9 protein-coding genes are annotated in these 22,459 nt (G+C 65.8%); 5 read left to right on the forward strand and 4 right to left on the reverse strand.

All coding sequences use genetic code 11. The features are described 5' to 3' along the window. Nucleotides 1-94: 94 nt before the first annotated feature. A complete protein-coding gene (locus tag L2Y96_RS13195) occupies nt 95-1,612 on the reverse strand; it encodes a fumarate hydratase (RefSeq protein WP_247326572.1) in 1,518 nt (505 codons plus the stop codon). A 118-nt stretch (nt 1,613-1,730) separates the two neighbouring features. On the opposite strand from L2Y96_RS13195, the gene L2Y96_RS13200 reads away from it, so the two are divergent. From L2Y96_RS13200 to L2Y96_RS13210, 3 genes are all read left to right on the forward strand, one after another. Next, a complete protein-coding gene (locus L2Y96_RS13200) occupies nt 1,731-2,702 on the forward strand; it encodes a thioredoxin family protein (RefSeq protein WP_247326575.1) in 972 nt (323 codons plus the stop codon). A gap of 90 nt (nt 2,703-2,792) precedes the next feature. Beyond that, a complete protein-coding gene (locus tag L2Y96_RS13205; RefSeq protein WP_247326576.1) occupies nt 2,793-3,434 on the forward strand; it encodes a PadR family transcriptional regulator in 642 nt (213 codons plus the stop codon). Next, nucleotides 3,431-4,180, forward strand: coding sequence for a siderophore-interacting protein (locus tag L2Y96_RS13210; RefSeq protein WP_247326578.1), 750 nt, complete (start codon nt 3,431-3,433; stop codon nt 4,178-4,180). Before L2Y96_RS13205 ends, L2Y96_RS13210 begins: the two co-directional genes overlap by 4 nt. Before the next feature lie 82 nt (nt 4,181-4,262). On the opposite strand, the gene L2Y96_RS13215 is transcribed toward L2Y96_RS13210, so the two are convergent. Beyond that, nucleotides 4,263-16,070 carry an autotransporter-associated beta strand repeat-containing protein gene (locus L2Y96_RS13215; protein WP_247326580.1) on the reverse strand — a complete coding sequence of 3,936 codons (11,808 nt, stop codon included), beginning with the start codon at nt 16,068-16,070 and terminating at the stop codon, nt 4,263-4,265. A gap of 226 nt (nt 16,071-16,296) precedes the next feature. Here L2Y96_RS13215 and L2Y96_RS13220 point away from each other — a divergent pair, with 226 nt between their 5' ends. After that, on the forward strand, nt 16,297-18,444 hold the full coding sequence (locus L2Y96_RS13220; protein WP_247326582.1) for an AsmA family protein: 2,148 nt from the start codon (nt 16,297-16,299) through the stop codon (nt 18,442-18,444). Nucleotides 18,445-18,775: 331 nt separating this feature from the next. After that, nucleotides 18,776-19,672 carry a DMT family transporter gene (locus tag L2Y96_RS13225; RefSeq protein WP_247326584.1) on the forward strand — a complete coding sequence of 299 codons (897 nt, stop codon included), beginning with the start codon at nt 18,776-18,778 and terminating at the stop codon, nt 19,670-19,672. A 311-nt stretch (nt 19,673-19,983) separates the two neighbouring features. Here L2Y96_RS13225 and L2Y96_RS13230 read toward each other — a convergent pair whose 3' ends face one another. Both L2Y96_RS13230 and glmM read right to left on the reverse strand, forming a co-directional pair. After that, the gene (locus tag L2Y96_RS13230) at nt 19,984-20,916 is read right to left on the reverse strand and encodes an isopenicillin N synthase family dioxygenase (protein ID WP_247326599.1); all 933 of its coding nucleotides are present in this window, start codon (nt 20,914-20,916) and stop codon (nt 19,984-19,986) included. Nucleotides 20,917-20,988: 72 nt separating this feature from the next. Then, nucleotides 20,989-22,392: a phosphoglucosamine mutase gene (gene glmM / locus L2Y96_RS13235; protein WP_247326602.1), complete on the reverse strand. Its 1,404-nt coding sequence runs from the start codon at nt 22,390-22,392 to the stop codon at nt 20,989-20,991. Nucleotides 22,393-22,459 lie beyond the last annotated feature (67 nt).

A 22,459-nucleotide genomic window follows, 5' to 3' on the forward strand; every position in this document is an offset into this window, starting at 1 on the left:
TATCCTGGACGTCCGGCGCCGAGCGCCAACGCGATGGCCGAAGGCCGAGCCCGCCCCAGCGATGCCGAAGGCGAGCCCGTCCGGGAACGAGTAATTACTCGACGACGACCGGGATCTTGCCGATCTTCGAGCGCCATTCCTTCGGGCCGGTCTGGTGCACCGAGGTACCCGCGCTGTCGACAGCGACGGTCACCGGCATGTCCTGCACCTCGAACTCGTAGATCGCTTCCATGCCCAGGTCTTCGAAGGCCAGCACGCGCGACGCCTTGATCGCCTTCGACACCAGGTAAGCCGCGCCACCTACGGCCATCAGGTACACGGCCTTGTTGTCGCGGATCGCGTCGATCGCCGTGGGGCCACGCTCGCTCTTACCCACCATGCCGAGCAGACCGGTGGTTTCGAGCATCTGGCGCGTGAACTTGTCCATGCGCGTCGCGGTGGTCGGGCCAGCCGGGCCGACCACTTCGTCACGCACCGGATCCACCGGACCCACGTAGTAGATAAACCGATTGGTGAAATCGACCGGCAGCGTTTCGCCACGGTTGAGCATATCGATCATGCGCTTGTGCGCTGCATCGCGGCCGGTAAGCAGCTTGCCGTTGAGCAGGATCGTCTCACCCGGCTGCCAGCTGTTCACTTCCTCGCGGGTGATCGTGTCGAGGTTCACGCGGCGACCCTTCGACGAGTCGTACGTGAGCTTCGGCCAGTCTTCCAGCGACGGCGGCTCAAGCATGACGGGGCCCGAACCATCCATGACGAAGTGCGCGTGACGCGTCGCGGCGCAGTTCGGGATGATCGCCACGGGCAGGTTCGCCGCGTGGGTCGGGTAATCGCTGACCTTCACGTCGAGCACGGTGGTGAGGCCACCGAGACCCTGCGCACCGATGCCGAGCGCGTTGACCTTCTCGTACAGCTCCAGGCGCAGCTCTTCGGCACGGTTCGACGCGCCACGAGCCTGCAGCTCGGTGATGTCGATCGGCTCCATCAGCGATTCCTTCGCCAGGAGCATCGCCTTTTCAGCGGTACCACCAATGCCGATGCCGAGCATGCCCGGCGGGCACCAGCCCGCGCCCATGGTCGGCACGGTCTTCAGCACCCAATCCACGATGGAATCGGACGGGTTGAGCATGGCGAACTTCGACTTCGCCTCCGAACCACCGCCCTTTGCCGCCACGGTCACGTCGAGCTTATCGCCCGGCACGATCGAGACATTGATCACCGCCGGCGTGTTGTCGCGCGTGTTCATGCGCTTGCCCGCCGGATCGGCCAGCACCGAAGCGCGCAGCTTGTTGTCCGGGTGGTTGTAAGCGCGGCGGACACCTTCGTTCACCATGTCTTCGACGCTCATGGTGGCATCGTCCCAACGGACATTCATGCCGACCTTGAGGAAGACGGTGACGATGCCGGTGTCCTGGCAGATCGGGCGGTGACCCTCGGCGCACATGCGCGAGTTGATCAGGATCTGGGCGATCGCATCCTTCGCCGCCGGGCTCTCTTCACGCTCATAGGCGGCCGAGAGGTTCCGGATGTAGTCCACCGGGTGGTAGTACGAGATGTACTGGAGGGCGTCTGCGACGCTCTGGATGAGGTCGTCCTGCTTGATCGAGGTCATGGTGCTACCGCTGGCTCGTGAGGCTGGCAAAACACCAATTTTACCCCAGCTTGGCGGGTGTAAGGTGGCTGGGCTTTCCCCGGTCCAGATATCGGTACACCCCGCTCACGGAGTTCCCATGCGTTTCCGCTTCCGCACCGCCCTGTTCGCCCTGGCCTTCGTGGCCGCCGCCGTGGGCTTCGCCCGCCCGGCCGCCGCCGCCCAGACCGCCCCCGAGTTCGAGGGCATCGCCGCCTGGCAGAACTCCAAGCCCCTGAAAATGAGCCAGTTGCGCGGCAAGGTGGTGCTCATCGATTTCTGGGCGTACTCGTGCATTAACTGCCTGCGCACCCTGCCCCACGTCACCCGCTGGTACGACGAGTACAAGGACAAGGGCCTGGTCGTGATCGGCGTGCACTCGCCGGAGTTCCCGTTCGAGAAGCAGGAAGGCAACGTCCGCGACGCCATCAAGAAGTTCAACATCCATTACCCGGTGGCCCAGGACAACGACCTGGCCACGTGGGACGCCTGGGATAACCAGTACTGGCCGGCGGAATACCTGGTGGACCAGCGCGGCAACGTGATCGCCCACCACTTCGGCGAGGGCAATTACGCGGAGATGGAAAACGCCATCCGCACCCTGCTGGGCCTGCCGCGCCTGGCCGATGCCAAGGGCGAAATGGATAAGGACGCGCCCGACTTCACCCAGTTGGGTTCGCCGGAGATGTATTTCGGCAGCGACCGCAGCCAGAACAACGCCAGCCCCGAGGGCGCGCGCACGGGTACCCGTGATTTCACGGCGCCGAGCCGCCTGGAACTGAACCAGTTTGCCCTCGTGGGCCGCTGGGAGATCGCCCGGCAGAGCGCGAACCTGGTGACCCCGAACGGTGAGATCCGCCTGCATTTCAAGGCGAAGAAGGTGCACATGGTGGCCAGCGCCAACGATCCGGTGACCCTTGAGATCGCGGTGGATGGCAAGCCGCAGGCCCCGGTCACGGTCCAGGCCTCGCAGCTCTATACCCTGTTCGACGGTGATGGGTACAAAGATCACGTGCTGACGATCAAGATCCCCAAGGCCAATTTCCACGCCTTTACCTTCACCTTCGGGTAAGGCCTGCAAAGATATATCGCAGGAAGGCTTGAAAGAGTGTTTCTTAAGATATATCGTACGTTCACTACGTACGATATATCGGAGAAACCCATGCACTTCTGGCACCACGCCAAGCGCCACTTCCGCGAAGAAATGCACCAGCGCTTCCACGACCACTTCGCCGCCATGGGCCGCGGCGGCCGCTTTGGCGGCGGCGGTCCCTTTGGCTTTGACGACCGCGATGGCGGCGGCATGCGCGGCGGACGCGGCGGCCGTTTCGGAGGCGGCGGTGGCCGCATGTTCGGCACCGGCGACCTGCGCCTCCTGCTCCTGGCGCTCATCGAAGAACAGCCCCGCCACGGCTACGAGCTGATCCGCACCATCGAAGAGATGTTCGATGGCCAGTACAGCCCCAGCCCCGGCGCCATCTACCCCACCCTGACCATGCTCGAAGAGCTTGGCTACGCCCGGGTCGAGGCCGAAACCGGCGGCAAGAAGCTCTATGCGATCACCGACGAAGGCAAAGCCTTCCTCACCGAAAACCGCGACACCCTCGACGCGCTGACCGAGCGCCTGCAGGTCATGTCACGCCACATGCGCCGCATGACCGTCCCGGGCGGCGTGCGTGACGCCATGCACGTGCTCAAGCACCAGCTCATGAACCACCACAAGAGCTGGGACGAGGCTGAGACCAAGCGCGTCGCCGCCATCGTGGAAGCCGCCGCACGCCAGATCGCGGAGCGTCAGGGATGAGTGAAAAACACGCGATCCAACGCGTGCGCCATGACGTGCGCATGCGCATCCTCACTGTCACCCGCGTGCAGCAGCTCACCCCGCACATGGTGCGCATCACCGTGCACGGGCCCGAGCTGGCCGGCTTCCCCTCCGCCTCGCCCGACGACCACGTGAAGGTGTTCCTCCCCGCGACCGATGGTGGATTCAACCTGCCGCAGATGACGCCGGACGGCCCGGTGTATCCCGAAGGCAAGCCGCCCTCACCCGCGCGTGACTACACGCCACGCGCCTTCCGTGCGGATGCGCTCGAGCTGGATCTGGATTTCGTTATCCACGGCGATGGCCCCGCTTCCACCTGGGCGGAATCCGCGAAGGTCGGCGACAAGCTCGGCGTCGGCGGCCCACGTGGCTCGATGATCGTGCCGTCCGACTACGACCATTACGTGCTCGTCGGTGATGAAACCGCGCTGCCGGCCATCGGTCGGTGGCTCGAAGAGATGCCGAAACACACGAAGGTGACCGTGCTGGCGGAGATTGCGTCAGTGAAAGAGAAACAGGCTCTGGCACGTGAGGCGCGGTGGTTCATCCGCGGCGAATCGCCGTCGCTGGATTACGCGTTGGCGGCGCTGGCAATTCCGCCGGGCGATACGTTCTGGTGGGTGGCGACCGAGTCGAAGCGTGCGCGCGAGTTGCGTTCGCTATTGGTCGAGACACGCGGGATCGATAAGGACTGGGTCAAGGCCACGGGGTATTGGCAGGCTTGAGCGTGCTGCGCACGCATCACGTGCGAGCACGCTCCTACAGAAGCTTTTGCAGGAGCGTGCTTGCACGCGATGGGCGGTGCGGTCAGAAGTTCCAGCGCACGCCCAGGTTCACCGCATCGCTACGCGTGTGCGTCGCGCGGTCGGTGCTGTAGTACACGAAGGCGCTGGCGGCCGGGGTGAAGTCGAAGCTTGCGCCGACCGCGCCCTGCCAGTGGTTCTTCATCGGGCGCGAACCGTCGATCACGAAGCTATCCGTCGGCGCACCGGCGAAGCTGTTGTTCACCGAGACGTTGTCGTCCTTCGTGTTGTGCAGGTACCGGACCATCGCGATCGGGTGCAGCTTGGTGCCCGCGACGCCCAGATCCACATCACCCGACAAACGCAGGCCGGCGCCGTACTGCATGCTGGTCGCCGATGCCTTGCCCACCTTCAGGTCCGCATCGCCCGCGCCCTTCTCGGTGAAGCTGTCGTACTTCACCTTGCTGTAGTAAGCGCCGACGAACGGCTCGAGATGCAGGTCCTGGCCCATGTTGAAGCGGAAGCCCGTTTCGATGGCGCCATTGGTCGCCTTGCCATCGTAGTCGCCGCGCGCTTCAGGCGTGTACGAGCCCACCGCGATGCGACGGCGGCTGTCGGCATCGTGCCAGCCGTACGATGCCAGGCCCTGGATCCAGAACTGCTGGTCGTTGAAGTACAGCGCATGCAGGCCGATCGCCGCCTGGTCCACGTCGGTGTAGTCACCGCGGCTATGGACCTCGGTACGGGCGTTGGCGAGGTTGGCGTGCACACCGGCGCGGAAGTCCGGCGAGATATCCGTATCCGTACCGACGATGATGCCGTGGATCCGGTAGTCCGCACGGGCTACGTTCGCGCTGCTCGAGAGATCGCTGCTCGAGGTATACGGCTCGGCGAACACCGCCGTGCCGCGCTCACCCGTGTCGCGATCCAGCTTCAGGCGATAGAACAGCGTGTCCTGGTACTGGCTCTGCCCGGTGAGTTCCGCCTGCGCCGCCGAGGCGTAGGTTTCGCCGGTGAGTGAGTTGAAGGCACTGAGCACCTGGTTTTCGTTCAGGCCGCGCACGTAGCCGAGCAACGTGGGCAGTGCGTTGTTGCCGGACAGCGATGCGTTCTGCAAAGCATTCGCCACGCTCGTCTCGTTGTTGGTAAGGCCGGGGAACTGGTTGAACGGAACACCTTCGCCACCCGGGCTCACCGGTCCGCCCGTGCCCGCCTGGGTGAGCCACAGGTAGACATTGTTGCCATCGGTCGTCACGCCTTCATCCATGAACGGCAAGCCGTGCTTGGTGATATTCGAGTAGCTGCCGCTCACGCCGCCCGTTGACTTGACGATCGGATACATCGTCGATGAGCCGTAGCTGCCGCTGCCGGTCGGGTGGGTCGACAGCGAACCACCTACCGTGGCCGGACCCGTGGAAACGATGCTGTCGCTCGTGCCCGACGGCGTCACCTGGATCACCGTGGTGGATCCCGTGCCGAGGTTCAGGCTGCCGGTGGTCAACACCGTACCCGGCGTACCCGAACCAGCGGCCGCACCCGTCGCACCCGGAACGCCGCTGGGAGCGATGGTGCCGTCACCCACGGTGACTGGGCCATTGATGGTGCCGCCGCCCACTACGCTGCCACCGCTGCCCACCGTGACCGGCCCGCCCAGGGTACCGTCGACCACGATATTGCCGCCGATGGTGCTGCCACCGCTGAACGTGACGCTGGTACCTGTACCGATGGAGAGCGTGCCACCCGTGGTGGTGAGGTTACCGATGCCGTTGTACACGCCGTTCGGCAGCGTGCCCTCGCCCGTGCCGGTGATGTTGAGCGTGGTGCCCGGCGTGCCGTTGACCGTCCCCGTGACACCCGGCAGGTTGCCGTACGAGACGTTGAGGTCACCGCCGCCGGTGTTCAGCGTACCGGCGACAGGGCCGGTGACGGTCACGTTGTTGCCGGTGCCGTCGAGGTTGGCCGTACCACCCGAACCCACCGACACACCGCCGGTGTAGTTGTTGGTCGCGTTGAGGATGCCCGCGTTCACGCTGAGGCCGCCGGTATAGCCTGCGAGCGAGCCACCCAGGGTGAGCGTGCCGGTGCCTTCCTTGTCGATGATGCCGGTGCCCGACAGTGCGCCGTTGAGCGTGAGGTCATTGGACCCGTCGACGGTCACGCCATTGGCCCCGACGCTGACGGTGTTCGGCAGGGTTACCGAGGTGCCAGCCTGCAGCGTGGCGTTGTTGATGGACAGATCGCCCGTGCCGAGCGCGCCGTTGCTACCCACCACCAGCGAGCCACCATCGACCGTGGTGCCACCGGTATAGGTGTTGTTGCCGTTGAGCGTGAGCACCTTCAGGTTGAGCTTGAACAAGCGCCCTGCGCCGCTGATCGTACCGTCGAGGGTCAGCGGATCATCGCCCGCGGTATTGAGATCGGCATTCAGCGCAATGTTGTTGGCGAGCGTGAGCGGGCCCACGCCGGAGAGCGAGGCCGCGCCGCCTACCGTCAACGTACCCGTGCCCAGTGCATCGTTGTTGCCGAGCACCAGTCCGCCGGCATTGAGCGTGACACCGCCGCTGAACAGGTTGGCTGCGCCGAGCGTCAGGTTCGACGCACCGTTCTTCACGAGGCCACCGGTGCCGGTGATGGTGCTGTTCACCGTGCCATCGGCCGTCCCTGCGAGGGTCAGCGTGTTGCCACCCAGCGCGACGGTGCTACCCGTGACACCGCTGAGCGCACCGATCGCCTGGTTGCCCGCGGCACTGATATCGAACGTACCCGTGCCGGCAAGATTCACCGTGCCGGTCGGCGCGAGACTGCCGCCCGCGCCGATGGCGAGCGTTCCCGCATTGATCGTGGTACCGCCGGTATAGGTATCGGCGCCGGTGAGCGTGAGCGTGGCCGCACCGTTCTTGGTGAGATTGCCTGCGCCCGTGATCGCGCCGCTGAGCGTGGCATCGTTGCTGCCGGCCACGGTCAGCCCGGCGTTGAGCACCACGTTGTTGGCGAGCTGCGCCGGGATGGACGTATCCAGCGTGGCGTTGCCACCGACCGTGAGCGTACCCGTGCCGAGCGCCGCGTTATTACCCGCGACCAGCGTGCCGGCATTGAGCGTGACGCCGCCACTGAAGGTATTCGCGCCACCGAGCACCTGCACGCCAGCACCGTTCTTCACCAGGCCGCCCGTGCCGCTGACAGCACCTTCGAAGTCAGCGTTGCCGACGCCATTGAGCACCAGCGAATTGGCGCCCAGCGTCACGGCCGAGCCAGCGACACCGGCGAGCGAACCGATCGCCGGGTTGCTGTTCGCGCCACTGATATCGAAGCCCGTGCCAGCGGCCGTCAGAGTCACCGCACCTGCAGGAGAGAGGCTGCCACCCGCGCCGAGGGCCAGGATGCCCGCGTCGATGAAAGTACCGCCGGTGTACGTGCTGGCTCCTGTCAGCGTCTCCGTGCCCGTGCCCACCTTGGTGAGGCTGCCGGTGCCGGCGATGGAGCCGCCAAACGTGCCATCGGTGGGCCCGCCCACGACGAGTGCATTGTTGCCGAGGTTCACGGTGCCATTGCCGATCAGCGTGCCGAACTGCTGCGTTCCGTTACCGGCCGAGAGATCGAACGTGGCGCCACTGGCGAGATTGACGATGCCGGTGGAAGCGAGGCTGGCACCGGCACCGAGCGCGAGCGTGCCCGCATTGATGTAGGTGCCACCGGTGTAAGTGTTGACGCCATTCAGGGTGAGCGTGGCCGCGCCATCCTTCGACAGGCTGCCCGTGCCACTGAGGTTGCCGTTGAGGGTCAGGTCGTTGCTGCCCAGTACATCGAGCCCGGCGTTCAGCACAATGTTATTGGCGAGCGTCACCGCGGTATTCGTGTCGAGCGTCGAGGCGCCACCGACGGTGAGCGTGCCCGTACCCAGCGCCGCGTTGTTACCAAGCACCAGGCCACCATCGTTCAGCGTGACGCCACCGGTGAAGGTGTTCGCACCGTTGAGGGTCTGCGTGCCGGCGCCATCCTTGATGAGGCCACCACTGCCCGTGATCACGCCGTCGTACGTGCTGTTGCTCGCACCGCCGAGCGTGAGCGAGTTACCGCCCAGGGTCACGTTGCTGCCCGCCGTGCCGCCCAGCGACCCGATCGACTGGCTGCCGCCGGAAGAGATATCGAACGTGCCCCCCGCATTGACGTTCACCGCGCCAGTGGAAGCGAGGCTGCCGCCCGCACCGATCGCCAGCGTGCCGCCATTGACGGTGGTGCCACCGGTATAGGTGTTCGCATTGGTCAGCGTGAGCGTGGCCGCGCCGTTCTTGGTGAGGCTACCGGCGCCCGACATCACGCCACCCAGCGTCAGCGCGTTGCTTCCGGCGAAAGTCAGGCCGGCATTGAGCAGGATGTCGTTATCAATCGTTGTCTGCGTGGACGCATCCAGCGTGCCTGCGCCCGCCACGGTCAGCGCACCGGTGCCGAGCGCGCCGCTGTTCCCGACGGCCAGCGTGCCCTGGTTGAGCGTGACGCCGCCGGAGAACGTGTTCGCACCGTTCAGTGTCAGCGTGCTCGCGCCATCCTTCACCAGGCCACCCGACCCGGTGATGGTGCTCGCGACGGTGCCGTTCGCATTGCCGTTGATGGTGAGCGTATTCCCGCCCAGCGAAACGATGCTGCCGGCCACGCCGTTGAGCGAACCCACCGCCTGGTTGCCCGCCGCCGTGATATCGAAAGCGGCGCCCGGCGCGGCGATCGTCACGGCACCCTGCGGCGAGAGGCTGCCGCCCGCGCCGATCGCGAGCGTGCCCGCGTTGATGAAGGTGCCACCCGTGTAAGTGTTGGTACCGGTGAGCGTCTCCGTGCCGGTGCCGAGCTTGGTCAGGCTGCCCGTACCCGCGATGGAGCCGCTAAAGGTGCCGTCCGCCGCTCCGCCGACGTTGAGGTTGTTGCCACCGACATTGACCATGCCGGCACCGACGAGCGTGCCGAAAGTCTGCGTGCCGTTGCCGGCTGAAAGATCGAACAGCGCACCATCGGCGAGGTAGACGACGCCATTGGCATACAGGCTGGCGTTGGCCCCCAGGGCGAGCGTGCCGGCGTTGATCTGCGTACCGCCCGTATAGGTATTCGCGCCATTCAACGTGAGCAGCGAGGTACCGTTCTTCACGAGGCTGCCGGCACCGGAGAGGTTGCCATTGAGGGTCAGGTTATTCGTGCCCGGCACGGTCAGGCCGGCGTTGAGCACAATGTTGTTGCCGAGCGTCACCGGACTGGTGCTATCCAGCGAACCGGCACCGGCGACGGTCAGCGTACCCGTGCCCAGCGCGCTGTTGTTGCCGACGAGCAGGCCGCCGTTGTTGAGCGTGATGCCGCCCGTGAAGGTGTTGGCGCCGCCCAGCTCTTCGATGCCCGCGCCATTCTTCACCAGGCCGCCCGCGCCCGCGATCACACCGTCGAAGGCGTGGTTGGCTGCGTTACCAAAGATGAGTGTCTCGCTGCCGAGGTTGAGGTTGGTCCCTGCGACGCCGGACAGCGAACCCACCGTCTGGTTCGCACCGCTGCCCGAGATATCGAAGCCCGCGCCTGCGGTGGTGAGGTTCACATCGGTGCCGGACGCGAGGCTTCCGCCTGCGCCGAGGGCCAGCGTGCCCGCGTTGATCGTCGTGCCGCCGGTATAGGTGTTGGTGCCACTCAGCACTTCGGTGCCGGTGCCGTTCTTCACCAGCCCGCCGGTGCCGCCGATCGTTCCGCCGAACGTGCCGTTCCCGTTGCCATTACCCAGGGTAAGCGTGTTGGAACCCAGCGAGACCGCGCTGCCCGCCGCGCCATTGAGTGCGCCGATGGCAGGCGCACTGGTGGCACTCACGTCAAACACGGTACCCGGCGTGGCGAGGTTCACCGCACCCGTGGCGGCCAGGCTGCCGCCCGCGCCAAGGGCGAGCGTGCCGGCGTTGATCGTCGTGCCGCCGGTGAAGGTGCTGGCGCCCGTAAGCGTCTGCGTACCGGCGCCCTGCTTCACCAGGCCGCCGGTGCCACCGATGGAACCCCCGAAGGTGCCGTTGGCCCCACCGCCCAGCGCGAGGCTGTTCGCACCGAGCGCGACGTTGCCGCTACCCGTCAGCGTGCCGACCGTCTGCGTGCCGGTGCCACCGGAAACATCCAGCGTGGCGTTGCTTGCCAGGTTCACCGTGCCGCTCGATGCCAGGCTCGCACCGGCGCCAAGCGCCAGCGTACCGGCGTTGATGTTGGTGCCACCGGTATACGAATTGGCACCCGTCAAGGTCAGCGTGGCCGACCCGTTCTTGGTCAGGCTGCCGTTGCCGCTGATCACGCCACCGAGGGTAAGCGCGTTGTTGCCGAGCACGGTCAGGCCGGCGTTGAGCACCACGTTATTCGCGAGCGCCACGGGGCCGTTGCTATCGAGCGTGGCCGCACCGCCGACGGTAAGCGCGCCCGTACCGAGGGCGCTGTTGTTGCCCACGACCAGGCCGCCGGCATTCAGCACGGTACCACCACTGAAGGTGCTTGCGCCGCCGAGCGTCTCCACACCCGCACCGACCTTGACGATGCCCGCGGTGCCGGTGATGGCGCCGTTGTACGTGTGGTCCGTCGCGTTGCCGAAGGTCAGCGTCTGTCCACCCAGGCCTACCGTCGTTCCGGCCACGCCGCTCAACGAACCGATCGTCTGGTTCGCGCCGCTGGCGGAAATATCGAACGCCGCACCGGCCGTCGTGAGGTTCACATCGCCCGTGGCGGCGAGCTTGCCACCGGCGCCAAGCGCCAGCGTGCCCGCATTGATCGTGGTGCCGCCGGTGTAGGTGTTCGTGCCGGTGAGCGTGACCGTCGCGGCACCATCCTTCACCAGCGCGCCGGCGCCGGAGATCGTGCCACCGAGCGTCATGGCATTGCTGCCCGCGAGGTCGAGCGCCGCGCCGGATGCCACGGCGATGGCATTACCCACCGTCACGGGCGCATTCGAATCGAGCGACGCCGAGCCGCCGACCGTCAGCGTGCCCCCACCCAGCGCGTTGTTGTTGCCGAGCACCAGGCCACCGGCGTTGAGCGTGACACCACCGCTAAACGTATTCGCGCCACCCAGCGTCTGGATGCCTAGGCCGTTCTTCACCAGCCCGCCGCTGCCGCCGATCACACCGTTGTAGGTGCCATTGGCGACACCGCCGAGGGTGAGCGTATTGGCGCCGAGGGTCACGGTGCTGCCCGTGACACCGTTCAGCACGCCGATGGTCTGGTTGCCACCGCCGCTGATGTCGAAGCCCGTGCCCGCCGCCGTGAGGTTCACCCCGCCAGTGGCGGCGAGGCTGCCGCCGGTACCGAGTGCCAGCGTGCCCGCGTTGATCAGCGTGCCGCCCGTGAAGGTATTGGCGCCCGTGAGCGTTTCCTTGCCCGCGCCCTGCTTGATCAGGCCGCCCGTTCCCGCGATCGCTCCGCTGAACGTGCCGTCGGTCGGGCCACCGAGGGTGACGGTGTTCGCGCCGAGGTTGATGGTGCCGCCGCCCACCAGCGTGCCGAAGCTCTGCGTACCGTTACCGGCCGAGAGATCGAGCGTGGTGCCGGTGACGAGGTTGAGGATGCCGCTGGACGCGAGGCTGGCATTCGCACCGAGTGCCAGCGTACCTGCGTTGACGGTGGTGCCACCGGTATACGTATTCGCACCGTTCAAGGTGAGCACGGACGAACCGTTCTTGATCAGTCCACCCGTACCACTCAGCACGCCGTTCAAGGTGAGCGCATTGGAGCCAAGCACCGTGAGCCCGGAGTTCAGCGCGATGTTATTGGCCAGGGTGACGGGGCCATTGCTATCCAGTGTGGTAGCGCCCGCCACCGTGAGCGTGCCCGTACCCAGTGCGCTGTTGTTGCCGACGATCAGCCCGCCCGCGTTGAGCGAGGTGCCGCCACTGAAGGTGCTGGCACCGTTGAGTGTCTCTACGCCGGAACCGACCTTCACGATGCCGCCGGTGCCGGTGAAGATGCCGCTATACGTCTGGTTGGTCGCATTACCGAACGTCAGGACCTGGCTACCAAGGCTTACCGTGGTACCGGCAACACCGCTGAGCGAGCCGATGGTCTGGTTCCCGCCACTGCCCGAAATATCGAACGAGGCGCCCGCATTGGCGAGGTTCACGTCGCTCGTGTTGGCGAGGCTCGCGCCCGCGCCGAGGGCGAGCGTTCCGCCTGCGATCGTCGTGCCGCCGGAGTAGGTATTGGCGGCGCCCAGCGTCAGCGTGGCGTTGCCGCTCTTGGTAAGGCCACCCGTGCCCGAGACGACACCGCCAAGCGTGAGCGCGTTGCTGCCGAGCACGTTGAGATTGGCACCCGCGGCAAGGGCCACGTTATTGGTCGTGTTCACCGCCGCAGCACTGTCGAGCGTGGCGCTGGCACCGACATTGAGTGAGCCGGTACCCAACGCACCACCGTTGCCGAGGACCAGGCCACCGGCATTGAGGTTCACGCCACCACTGAAGGTATTTGCGCCACCGAGCGTGAGCACCGACCCGCCGTTCTTGGTGAGGCCGCCCGTACCCGACACGACGCCACCCAATGCCACGTTCGTGCTACCGAGCAGGTTGAGCCCCGCGCCGAGATTCACGTTGTTCGCGAGGTTGACGGCTGCCGTGCTGTCGAGCGTCGAAGCGCCGCTGACATTCAGCGCACCGGTACCCAGCGCATTGCTGTTGTTGATCACGAGGCCGCCGCCGCTGACGTTCAAGCCACCGCTGAACGTGTTCACGCCATTGAGCGTGAGCAGGCCCGTGCCCGTCTTCGTGAGCGCGCCCGTGCCCGCGACCACGCCGCCGAGCGTCGTGGCAGTGTTGCCGGGCAGCGTAAGGACCGCGCCCGTACCGAGGTTCACGGCATTGGTGAGGTTGAGTGCGCCGGTCGAACCCAGCGTGGCGCTACCGCCGACATTCAGCGCACCCGTGCCCAGGGCACCCGGATTGTTCAACTGCAGTGTGCCTGCGTTGAGGTTCACGCCACCGGTGAAGGTGTTCGCGCCACCCAGCGTCAACGTGGTGCCCGCGCCATTCTTCGTAAGGCTGCCCGCACCCGAAATGACGCCACCAAGGGTCGTGTTGAATGAACCAGGCAGTGTCAGGCCAGCGCCCAGGTTGACGTTATTGGTGATCGTGTAGGCACCAGAGGTGTCGAGCGTACTTGCACCACTCACGGTGAGCGAGCCGGTACCGAGCGCCCCGGCATTTCCAAGGATGAGCCCACCAGCGCCAAGCGTGACACCACCCGTGAAGGTGTTCGCGCCGCCGAGCGTCTGCACACCGGCGCCCGTCTTCACCAGGCCGCCTGAGCCGGAGATGACGCCGTCCATCGTGCGGCTCACGCCGTCACTGCCGAACGTCAGCGTGTTCGCGCCGAGCGCCACGGTCGTGCCGGTGACACCGGCAAGGCCGCCGATCACCTGGTTGCCTGCGGCGGAGATATCAAAACCCGCGCCCGCCGTGGTGAGGTTAACGAGCCCCGAGGCCGCCAGGCGGCCGCCCACGCCGAGCGCGACGGTGCCTGCGTTGATCGTGAGGCCACCGGTGAAGGTGTTGGCCCCGCCAAGGGTGAGCGTGGATGCGCCGTTCTTCTGCAAGCCACCCGTACCCGCGATCACGCCATTGAAGGTCAGGGGTTGTCCGCCGAGCACATTGAGCGAAGCACCACCTGCAAGGTTGACGGCGTTGGCCAGCGCGATCCCGCCCACCGACGCATCGATGGTGGTATTCGCATTGACGTTCAGCGCGCCCGTACCCAGGGCCGCGTTGGTGCCGACCACGAGGCCGCCGCCCAGCGTCGTCGTGCCGCCGCTGTACGTATTCGCGCCATTGAGGGTGAGCAGCGATGCGCCACTCTTCACCAGGCTGCCGGTGCCACTGATGACGCCGGTGCCGAAGACCAACGGCTGGCCGCCGAGCAGATTCAGGCTGCTGCCCGCGCCGAGGACGACGTTGTTGCTGAGGGTCAGGGCCGTGTTGGTATCGAGGCTGACCGCACCACCGACGGACAACGCACCGGTACCGAGCGCGTTGGCGTTACCCAACACGAGGCCGCCCGCGTTGAGCGCGACGCCGCCGGTGAGGGTCGAGTTGTTGCCATTAAGCGTGAGGATGCCCGACCCCACCTTGACCAGGCCACCGGACCCCGACAGCGTGCCCGAGTAGGTCGTGCTCGAGTTGAGGCCGCCCAGGGTGAGCGTCTTGGAACCGAGGGTCACTGAGCCACCGCCACCCGCCAGGGAACCGATCGTCTGGTTGGTGGCCGCCGAAAGATCCACGGTGGTGCCCGCGCTGAGGTTCAGCGCTGTGCTCGCGGCCAGTGAGCCACCCGCCCCCAGCGCAACCCCACCACCGGTGACGTTGAACGCGCCGGTCAACGCGTAGGCGCCTCCGAGGGTCAGCGTGCCTGCACCGCCCTTGGTCAGGTTACCCGCGCCGGACAGCGTGCCATTCAGGGCCAGCGCCTGGCTACCGAGCAGGTTCAGCGTGGCACTGGGGTTAACGATGATGTTGTTGATGAGGTTGAAGTTCGCCGCGGAGGTATCCAGCGATGCCGTCCCGCCGACCGTCAGCGTGCCAGTACCCAGGCCACCGGCGTTCGTGAGCAGCAGGCCGCCCGCGTTGAGGTTCACCCCACCTGTGAACAGGTTGGCGCCACCAAGCGTGACTACCGCTGTGTTGCTGACATTGAGGCTACCCGCGCCGCTGACGACTCCGTTGAGCGCAAAGGCATTGCCGCCGCCGAGCGTCAACGACTTGCCCGTGTTCAGCGTGACACCAGCGGTGAGCGCGAGACCACCCGATGCCGCAGCGATGGTGCCGCCATTCGCGATCAGCGAGCCACCGAAGTTGTTCGCCCCGGCGAAATTGACCAGGCCGTCGTTGATGGTCGTATCCGTACTGGCGACGGCATTGAACAGGTTCCAGGTACCGCTGTTGACGGTCAGGTGCTGGAAGTGGAGGTACTGCGCGCCGTCGATATTCGTGATGGCACCCGTCGTACCCGAGCCGGGCCCTGTCGCCAGGTTCTGCAGCACAAGATAATTGTTGGCGCCTAGGCCACCATCGACCGTACCCGCACCCGCCAGGTTCACGCTGATGCTGGCGATACCGAGATTGACGCCCGTGCCCTCGTTCAGGACGCTGGAGCCCGACACCGCCGTGAACGTATTACCGGTGGCCGTATCACCCATGTACACGCTGCCGCTGATGCTGCCCGCGTTGATGAAGGTGTTACCGTGATTGGCGGTCGCCGACGCGGCAAAGCCGATACGGCCACGGATCGAGCCGGTATTGGTGAAGTTGGTCTGCGCGCCACCGTACGAAAGAATGGCGGTGGTGTCCGAAAGGGTCAGCGCGCCCAGCCCCAGCGCCGTCATGTCGATGGTGCCGTTGTTCACGATGGTGGTGGTGCCGGTGGCACCGTTCTGGACCTTGATGGCCTGGCCCGTCACCCCGCCGAGCAGGTTACCGAGATTGAACTGGCCCTTGATGATGCCGATGTTCTGGTTGGTGATGCTTACCGTGTTCGACGACGCGTTGCCCGCGACGATGCCGCCCGACGAGAAGGCCAGCGCGCCCAGCAACGACGGGTCGATCGTGCCTGAGTTCGACACGGTAACGCCGTTACCGCCGAGCGTCAGCAACGGCCCACCCGATAGCAGGGGCGCCGTAACCTGCGCGGTACTATCAATCGTGACCACGACGTTATTGGTCGAGCTGAAGTCGTAGTTGGTGGCGGATACGCCCGAGCAAGTGACGGCGGGTGATACCAGTGTGCAGGTAGCTATTGCGGTGCCAGGCAGGATCGGTGCGGCGAGTAGGGCGGCCAGTGCGAGGTAGATCCCCTTGTGGCGTGGAAGACGACGTACGTGCGCTGCGCGCTGGCTCATTGGATTCACCCCTGCCATGTCCATGGTGGTTTGGGGGGCAGCTTAGGCAGCGGTAGCACGACACCGGTGCACGAAAGAGGCATTGCTATGCGCCAATAAGGCAAGCTTTTGCATGCGCCGTCCTCACACGGCACATACGTTGCTTAATCGTGGGGTGCCGCGAACACATAACCTTGGCGCTTATCGCGTTACCAAGGGCGCAGATGCACTAATACGGAGAGGGACAATGCGGCGAGGCAGGAAAATCCTGGCGTGGGTACTCGGCATCCTTGTGCTGCTGATCGTCGCCGTGATCCTCTTCATCGCGTTCTTCGACTGGAACCGGCTGAAGCCGACCATCAATGAAAAGGTCACGGAGGCGATCGGCCGTCCCTTCGCGATCCAGGGCGACATCAGTGCGCACTGGGCGCGCGAGCCCGGCCAGGGCGGACTGGTGAGCTTGATCCCCTGGCCGCATTTCACGGCCCGCGACATCGTGGTGACTAATCCGAGCTGGGCGAAGAACAACCGCTTCGCGCATCTGGATTCGATCGACTTCCGCCTGGCGCCCTTCCCGCTCATCGCCCACCGCATCGTGGTGCCCGAGATCCGCCTCGGCCAGCCGGCGATCGCATTGGAGCGGCAGAAGGACGGCACGAACACCTGGACCTTCAAGCTGCCCGAGAGCAGCGGGCCCTCGGAATGGCAGCTGGAACTCAATGCCATCGCGTTCGACAAGGGCCACATCGATTTCAACGACGCGCAGATGCAGATCAACATGGGCATCGACGTCACCCCGCTCGGCAAGGGCATCCCGTTCGACGAGATCATGGCGCAGCAGGAGAAGGATTCCCGCGCGCAGGCCAGCAAGACCACGGGCGCCACGACAAAGCAGATGGCGAAGAGCAAGGCCGACGAGAACGACCGCCAGGATGCGACCAAGACGAAGCAGGTCTACTACTTCGCATGGGATGCCAAGGGTACCTATAAGAAGTCCACCGTCGCGGCCAAGGCCCGCACGGGCGGCGTGCTTGCCCTGCGTGACGCCAACCAGCCCTTCCCCGTCCAGGCCGATGCCCGCTTCGGTGACACCCACATCGCTTTTGTCGGCACCCTGACCGACCCGATCAACCTGGGCGCCCTGGATATCCGCCTGTGGTTCTCGGGCACCACCATGTCGCACCTGTACGACCTGACGGGCGTGACGCTCCCGGATACGCCGCCGTTCGCGACCGAGGGCCACCTCAAGGCGAACCTGAAGAAGAACGCCAGCACCTTCGTGTATGAGAACTTCACCGGCAAGGTGGGTGGTAGCGACTTGGGTGGCACCCTCACCTTCAACACGGGCGGCGCGCGGCCCAGCCTCACCGGTAACCTGAAGTCGAACCAGCTGCTCTTCAGCGACCTAGCCCCCCTGGTGGGCGGCGGCTCCGATGCGGAGAAGGCCGAGCGCGGCGACGTGAAGAAGCAACCCGACGGAAAGGTCCTGCCGGTGGAACCGTTCAAGACCGATCGCTGGAATGCGATGGATGCCGACGTGCATTTCGTCGGCGCGAAGATCGTGCACGGCGAACGCCTGCCGATCAGCAACGTGGAAACGCACCTGGTCATGAAGGATGCGGTGCTCACGCTGGATCCGCTGAAGTTTGGCGTGGCCGGCGGCACCGTCGGCAGCAACATCCGCCTGGACGGTTCGGCTGAGCCGCTGAAGGGCCGGCTCAACCTCGGTGCACGCCACCTCAAGCTGAAGGAACTCTTCCCCACGTTCGCGCCGATGCAGACGAGCTTCGGCGAGATGAATGGTGATGCGTCGTTTACGGCGGTCGGTAATTCACCTGCCGCGCTGCTTGGCAGTTCCAACGGCGAGCTGAAGCTATTGATCAATGATGGTGCGGTGAGTTCGTCGCTGCTCGAGCTGGCGGGCCTCAATGTCGGCAGCTACGTCGTCGGTAGGTTCTTCGGCGACGATGTGGTGAAGATCAACTGTATGGCGGCGGACCTTGTTTCGACCAACGGCGTCATGGAATCGAAGGTGTTTGCGCTGGATACCGAGAAGGCGCTGATCAACGTCAATGGCGACATCAACTTCAAGGACGAGAAGCTCAACCTGGATATCGTGCCGCATACGAAGGGCTTCCGTATCTTCTCGCTGCGTTCGCCGCTGTACGTGCATGGCACGTTCGCCAACCCGTCGCCGGGCGTGCATGCGGGCCCGCTGATCCTGCGTGGCGGTGGCGCGGTGGCGTTGTTCTTCGCTGCACCAGTGGCCGCGCTTGCACCGCTGATGGTGCCGGAGAGCGGCAAGGCCAACGCCGTGACCTGCCAGCCCCTGCTTGATGATCTGAAGAGCGCCCCGCCAAAAGCCCCGCCGCCCGGGAAGACCAACGCGAAGTAAGCGAGAGGGCTCGCCTTAGCCTTCGCGTCGGCGCTCTGAGGCACTGAAGGTTCATGAGGTCGAGCAGGCTGTCGTAGGAGCCCACCCTGTGGGCGACGCCGTTCGCGACAACGCCCGGGGTCTTTAACGCCCGGCTAGAGCATCGCGCGCAGCCGCGCGATGGGTAGTGCCATACCGCCAACGGTCCTGTGCGTCGTGGCGAAAGATGTCGCCCACAGGGTGGGCTCCTACGGCCGCGTTCTAGCGTTGGCAGCGGTGCCGCGGGGCCGGAGGCGAGCCGGCTCGCCCGGTGGAAGCCGACGCAAAGGCCCGGCTCGGGTAAAGTGCGCGCATGTCGCCGACCCGCAAAGCCCTCTATCAGATCCATTTCTGTGTCCTGCTGTGGGGCTTCACCGCCATCCTCGGCAAGTTGATCACCCTGCCCGCCCTGCCCCTGGTCTGGTGGCGCATGCTGCTTGTCTCCGCGGCGCTGCTCTGCGTACCGCGCGTGTGGCGGGGCTTGCGGGCCATGCCACCGCGACTGCTACTGATCTACGCCGGGATCGGCGTGGTCGTGGCGCTGCACTGGCTGACCTTCTACGGCGCGATCAAGCTGGCGAACGCCTCGGTGGCTGCGACGTGCATCGCGATGTGCCCGGCCTTCCTGTCGGTGGTCGAGCCCTGGATCGCGAAGCGCCCGTTTGAGGCGCGCGAGCTGCTCCTCGGCGCGGCCGTGGTGCCCGGCGTGGCGCTGGTCGCGGGTGGGTTGCCGGGGGATATGCGGCTTGGCCTGGCGATCGGCGTACTCTCGGCGTTGTTCGTGGCCTTCTTTGGGGCGCTGAACAAGCGTTACATCGAGCATGCGGATTCGTTGACCGTGACCTGCGTGGAACTGGGCGCGGGCACGCTGTTTCTTACGCTGGTGGCGCCACTCATGCCGGGGGCCGCGTTCGTCGTGCCGGATGCGCACGATGCCGTGCTGATGGTGGTGCTCGCCTTCGGTTGCACCCTGCTGCCATTCGCGCTGGCCTTGTCGGCGTTGCGCCACCTCTCGGCGTTCGCCACGCAGATGGTGACGAACCTTGAGCCTGTGTACGCGATCGTGCTGGCCATTCCGTTGCTCGGTGAGCAGCGTGAGTTGGGCTGGGCGTTTTATCTGGGTGTCGCGGTGATCCTGGGCGCGGTGTTTGCGCATCCGTTCCTGCATAAGGGCGAGCCAGCCGCCCCCTCGGATATTGTCGTGCCTTGAATCGCGCGCAAGCGCGCTCCTACAAGAGCAATGCGAACGAGCGATACGACCACGCGGCCCTGTAGGAGCGCGCTTGCGCGCGATTCACGGTGCGATGAGACGGCCGCTTGCGATTACGCCCGGCCGCGGGCTTTCATGGTGCGGGCGCGGCGGGCGCGCTGGGCAGCGGAGCGGCCCGACGCTTTTTTTCGGGGTGACGAACGCTTGGCCTGCGGACGCGGGCGGGAAGGCATGGCGGGAATCTCCGGGGGAACGACTGCCGGGAAGGCCGACTGTGCGGCCCTCCCGGTGAAAAACCCGCTAAGGGGATGTCAGATCAGCTTGATCTCGCGCAGGCGTTCCTGCAGATACTCATGCGCCGTGATCGGCTCCGGGTAACGCTTGGGGTTGTCCGGGGTGATGCACGAGGGCAGCACGTCCAGGACCACATCCGGATTCGGGTGCAGGAAGAACGGCACCGAGTAGCGCGGCTTGCGGGCGGCGTCGCCGGCCGGGTTGGTCACGCGGTGCGTCGTGGACGGGTACACGTGGTTGGTCAGGCGCTGCAGCATATCGCCGATGTTCACGACGATGGCATCGCCTTCGCTGGTGATCGGCAGCCATTCGCCTTCGCTGAACACCTCGAGGCCCGCCGTGCTGGCACCGACCAGCAAGGTGATGAAGTTGATGTCTTCATGGGCGCCGGCGCGCACGTTCGGCACGTCGGTCTGGGTGATCGGCGGGTAGTGGATCGGGCGCAAGATCGAGTTGCCGCTGTTCACCTTGTCGTCGAAGAAGTGCTCCGGCAGGTTGATGTGCAGCGCCAGGGCGCGCAGCACGCGCGAACCCAGGTTATCCAGCGCCTCGTACAGGCCGTAGCCGGTCTTGTGGAAGGTCGGCACTTCGGCCGGCCACACGTTGGGCGGCATCACGTCGGCGTACTTCGAATCACGCGGGATCTCGCGGCCGACGTGCCAGAACTCCTTGAGATCGGCGAACTTCGAATCCTTGGCGGTCTCGACCTTGAACGGGGTGTAGCCGCGCGCACCGCCACCGCCGGGGATGTGGTACTTGCGCTTCACGTCGTCCGGCAGGGCGAAGAAGGCCTGGAAGGCCTCGTAGGCGGCGTCGATCTCTTCCTTGGGGATGCCGTGGCCGCTGATGCAGCAGAAACCGAATTCGCGGTAGGCGGCGCCGAGTTCGGCAACGAACGCGTCGCGGTCCGTCTCATAACGGCGGATATCGAGGGTGGGGACCTTCTTCATCGGTGTGACCTGCTTTCGGGCATGAAAAAGCCGGCGCGGGGTGACCGCGCCGGCCGGAGGCGTGATTTGGGCTCAGGCGACTGCCTGGGCTGCTGATTTTACGGCGTCTGCCAGCTGTCCCGCCAGCCGTTCGACTTCGGCGGCGTCAGCGGCTTCGATCGTCACGCGAACCAGGGGTTCGGTGCCCGAAGCACGCAGGACCACGCGGCCCCTGCCCTCCAGCGCCGCTTCCACCTCGGCCAGGGCCTGCTTCACCGTGTCAGAACCCAGTGCAGCCTTGGCGCCTTCGACGCGGACGTTGACCATCGTCTGCGGCAATTTGACCAGCCCGGCGCGGGCCTCGGCGAAGGTTTCGCCCGTTTCGGTCAGCGCCTCGAGCAGGGCCAGCGCGGCGACAATGCCGTCGCCGGTGGTGAAACGGTCAAGGCACAGGACATGGCCTGAGGTCTCGCCGCCGAGCACGCCGCCATGCTCCTTCAATTGCTGCAGCACGTAGCGGTCGCCCACGTTGGCGCGGATGAACGGGATATCCATCTGCTTCAGGGCGCGCTGCAGGCCGTAGTTGCTCATGAGCGTACCGACCACCGGGCCCGGTAGCGCAGCCTTCCGCTTCCAGTGGCGGGCCATGACATAGAGCATGTCGTCGCCATCGGTGACGGTGCCGTCCTTATCGACGATGCGGACGCGGTCACCGTCGCCATCGAAGGCGATGCCAAGATCGGCATGCTGTGCCACCACCGCCTCTGCCAGCTTCTCGGGCGAGGTCGAACCGACACCGCGGTTGATATTCAGGCCATCGGGCTCGGCGCCGATCGTCGTGACCTCCGCGCCGAGGTCGCTGAATACCTTCGGCGCGACCTGGTAGGTGGCGCCATTGGCGCAATCGAGCACGATGCGCATGCCGTTGAGCGAGAACTCGTCGGAAACCGTGGATTTGCAGAACTCGGCGTAGCGGGTCACCGCATCGTCGACGCGCTTGGCCTTGCCCAGCGACTCGGACGGCACGGTGGCGAAATCAGCGTCGAGTTCCGCCTCGATCTCGGCTTCCAGCTCGTCATCGAGCTTCTCGCCCTGGCCGGAGAAGAACTTGATGCCGTTGTCCTGGTGCGGGTTGTGCGAGGCGCTGATGACGATGCCGGCATCGGCGCGCAGGGAACGGGTAAGGTAGGCCACGCCCGGGGTAGGCATGGGACCCAGCATGCGCACGTCGGCGCCCGAGGCGACCAGGCCGGCTTCGAGGGCGGCTTCGAACATGTACCCGGAAACGCGGGTGTCCTTGCCGATAACGACTACGACCTTGCGCGAGTGGTCGCGGCGGTCGGGACCGGTGCCCGACGGGCGCTTGTCGGCGGCGCGGCGGCGCGCCAGCACGGCACCGGCGGCGCGGCCCAGGCGGAGGATGAAGTCGGCACTGATCGGGTAGGACCCAACCTGGCCGCGGATACCGTCGGTTCCGAAGTATTTACGTTCGCTCATGGGGCTAACTCCTTCCTGGGACGGGGATCATACCCCCGCCGGGGCCCGCGGAAACCCTCGCCGAACG

This window comes from Luteibacter aegosomaticola (assembly GCF_023078475.1).
In the GTDB taxonomy this organism is placed as follows: domain Bacteria; phylum Pseudomonadota; class Gammaproteobacteria; order Xanthomonadales; family Rhodanobacteraceae; genus Luteibacter; species Luteibacter aegosomaticola.

What these genes read in the sequence shown, in the direction of transcription:
- L2Y96_RS13195 (WP_247326572.1), bottom strand. Translation starts at nt 1,612, where the DNA reads ATGACCTCGATCAAGCAGGACGACCTCATCCAGAGCGTCGCAGACGCC.
- L2Y96_RS13200 (WP_247326575.1), top strand. Translation starts at nt 1,731, where the DNA reads ATGCGTTTCCGCTTCCGCACCGCCCTGTTCGCCCTGGCCTTCGTGGCC.
- L2Y96_RS13205 (WP_247326576.1), top strand. Translation starts at nt 2,793, where the DNA reads ATGCACTTCTGGCACCACGCCAAGCGCCACTTCCGCGAAGAAATGCAC.
- L2Y96_RS13210 (WP_247326578.1), top strand. Translation starts at nt 3,431, where the DNA reads ATGAGTGAAAAACACGCGATCCAACGCGTGCGCCATGACGTGCGCATG.
- L2Y96_RS13215 (WP_247326580.1), bottom strand. Translation starts at nt 16,070, where the DNA reads ATGAGCCAGCGCGCAGCGCACGTACGTCGTCTTCCACGCCACAAGGGG.
- L2Y96_RS13220 (WP_247326582.1), top strand. Translation starts at nt 16,297, where the DNA reads ATGCGGCGAGGCAGGAAAATCCTGGCGTGGGTACTCGGCATCCTTGTG.
- L2Y96_RS13225 (WP_247326584.1), top strand. Translation starts at nt 18,776, where the DNA reads ATGTCGCCGACCCGCAAAGCCCTCTATCAGATCCATTTCTGTGTCCTG.
- L2Y96_RS13230 (WP_247326599.1), bottom strand. Translation starts at nt 20,916, where the DNA reads ATGAAGAAGGTCCCCACCCTCGATATCCGCCGTTATGAGACGGACCGC.
- glmM (WP_247326602.1), bottom strand. Translation starts at nt 22,392, where the DNA reads ATGAGCGAACGTAAATACTTCGGAACCGACGGTATCCGCGGCCAGGTT.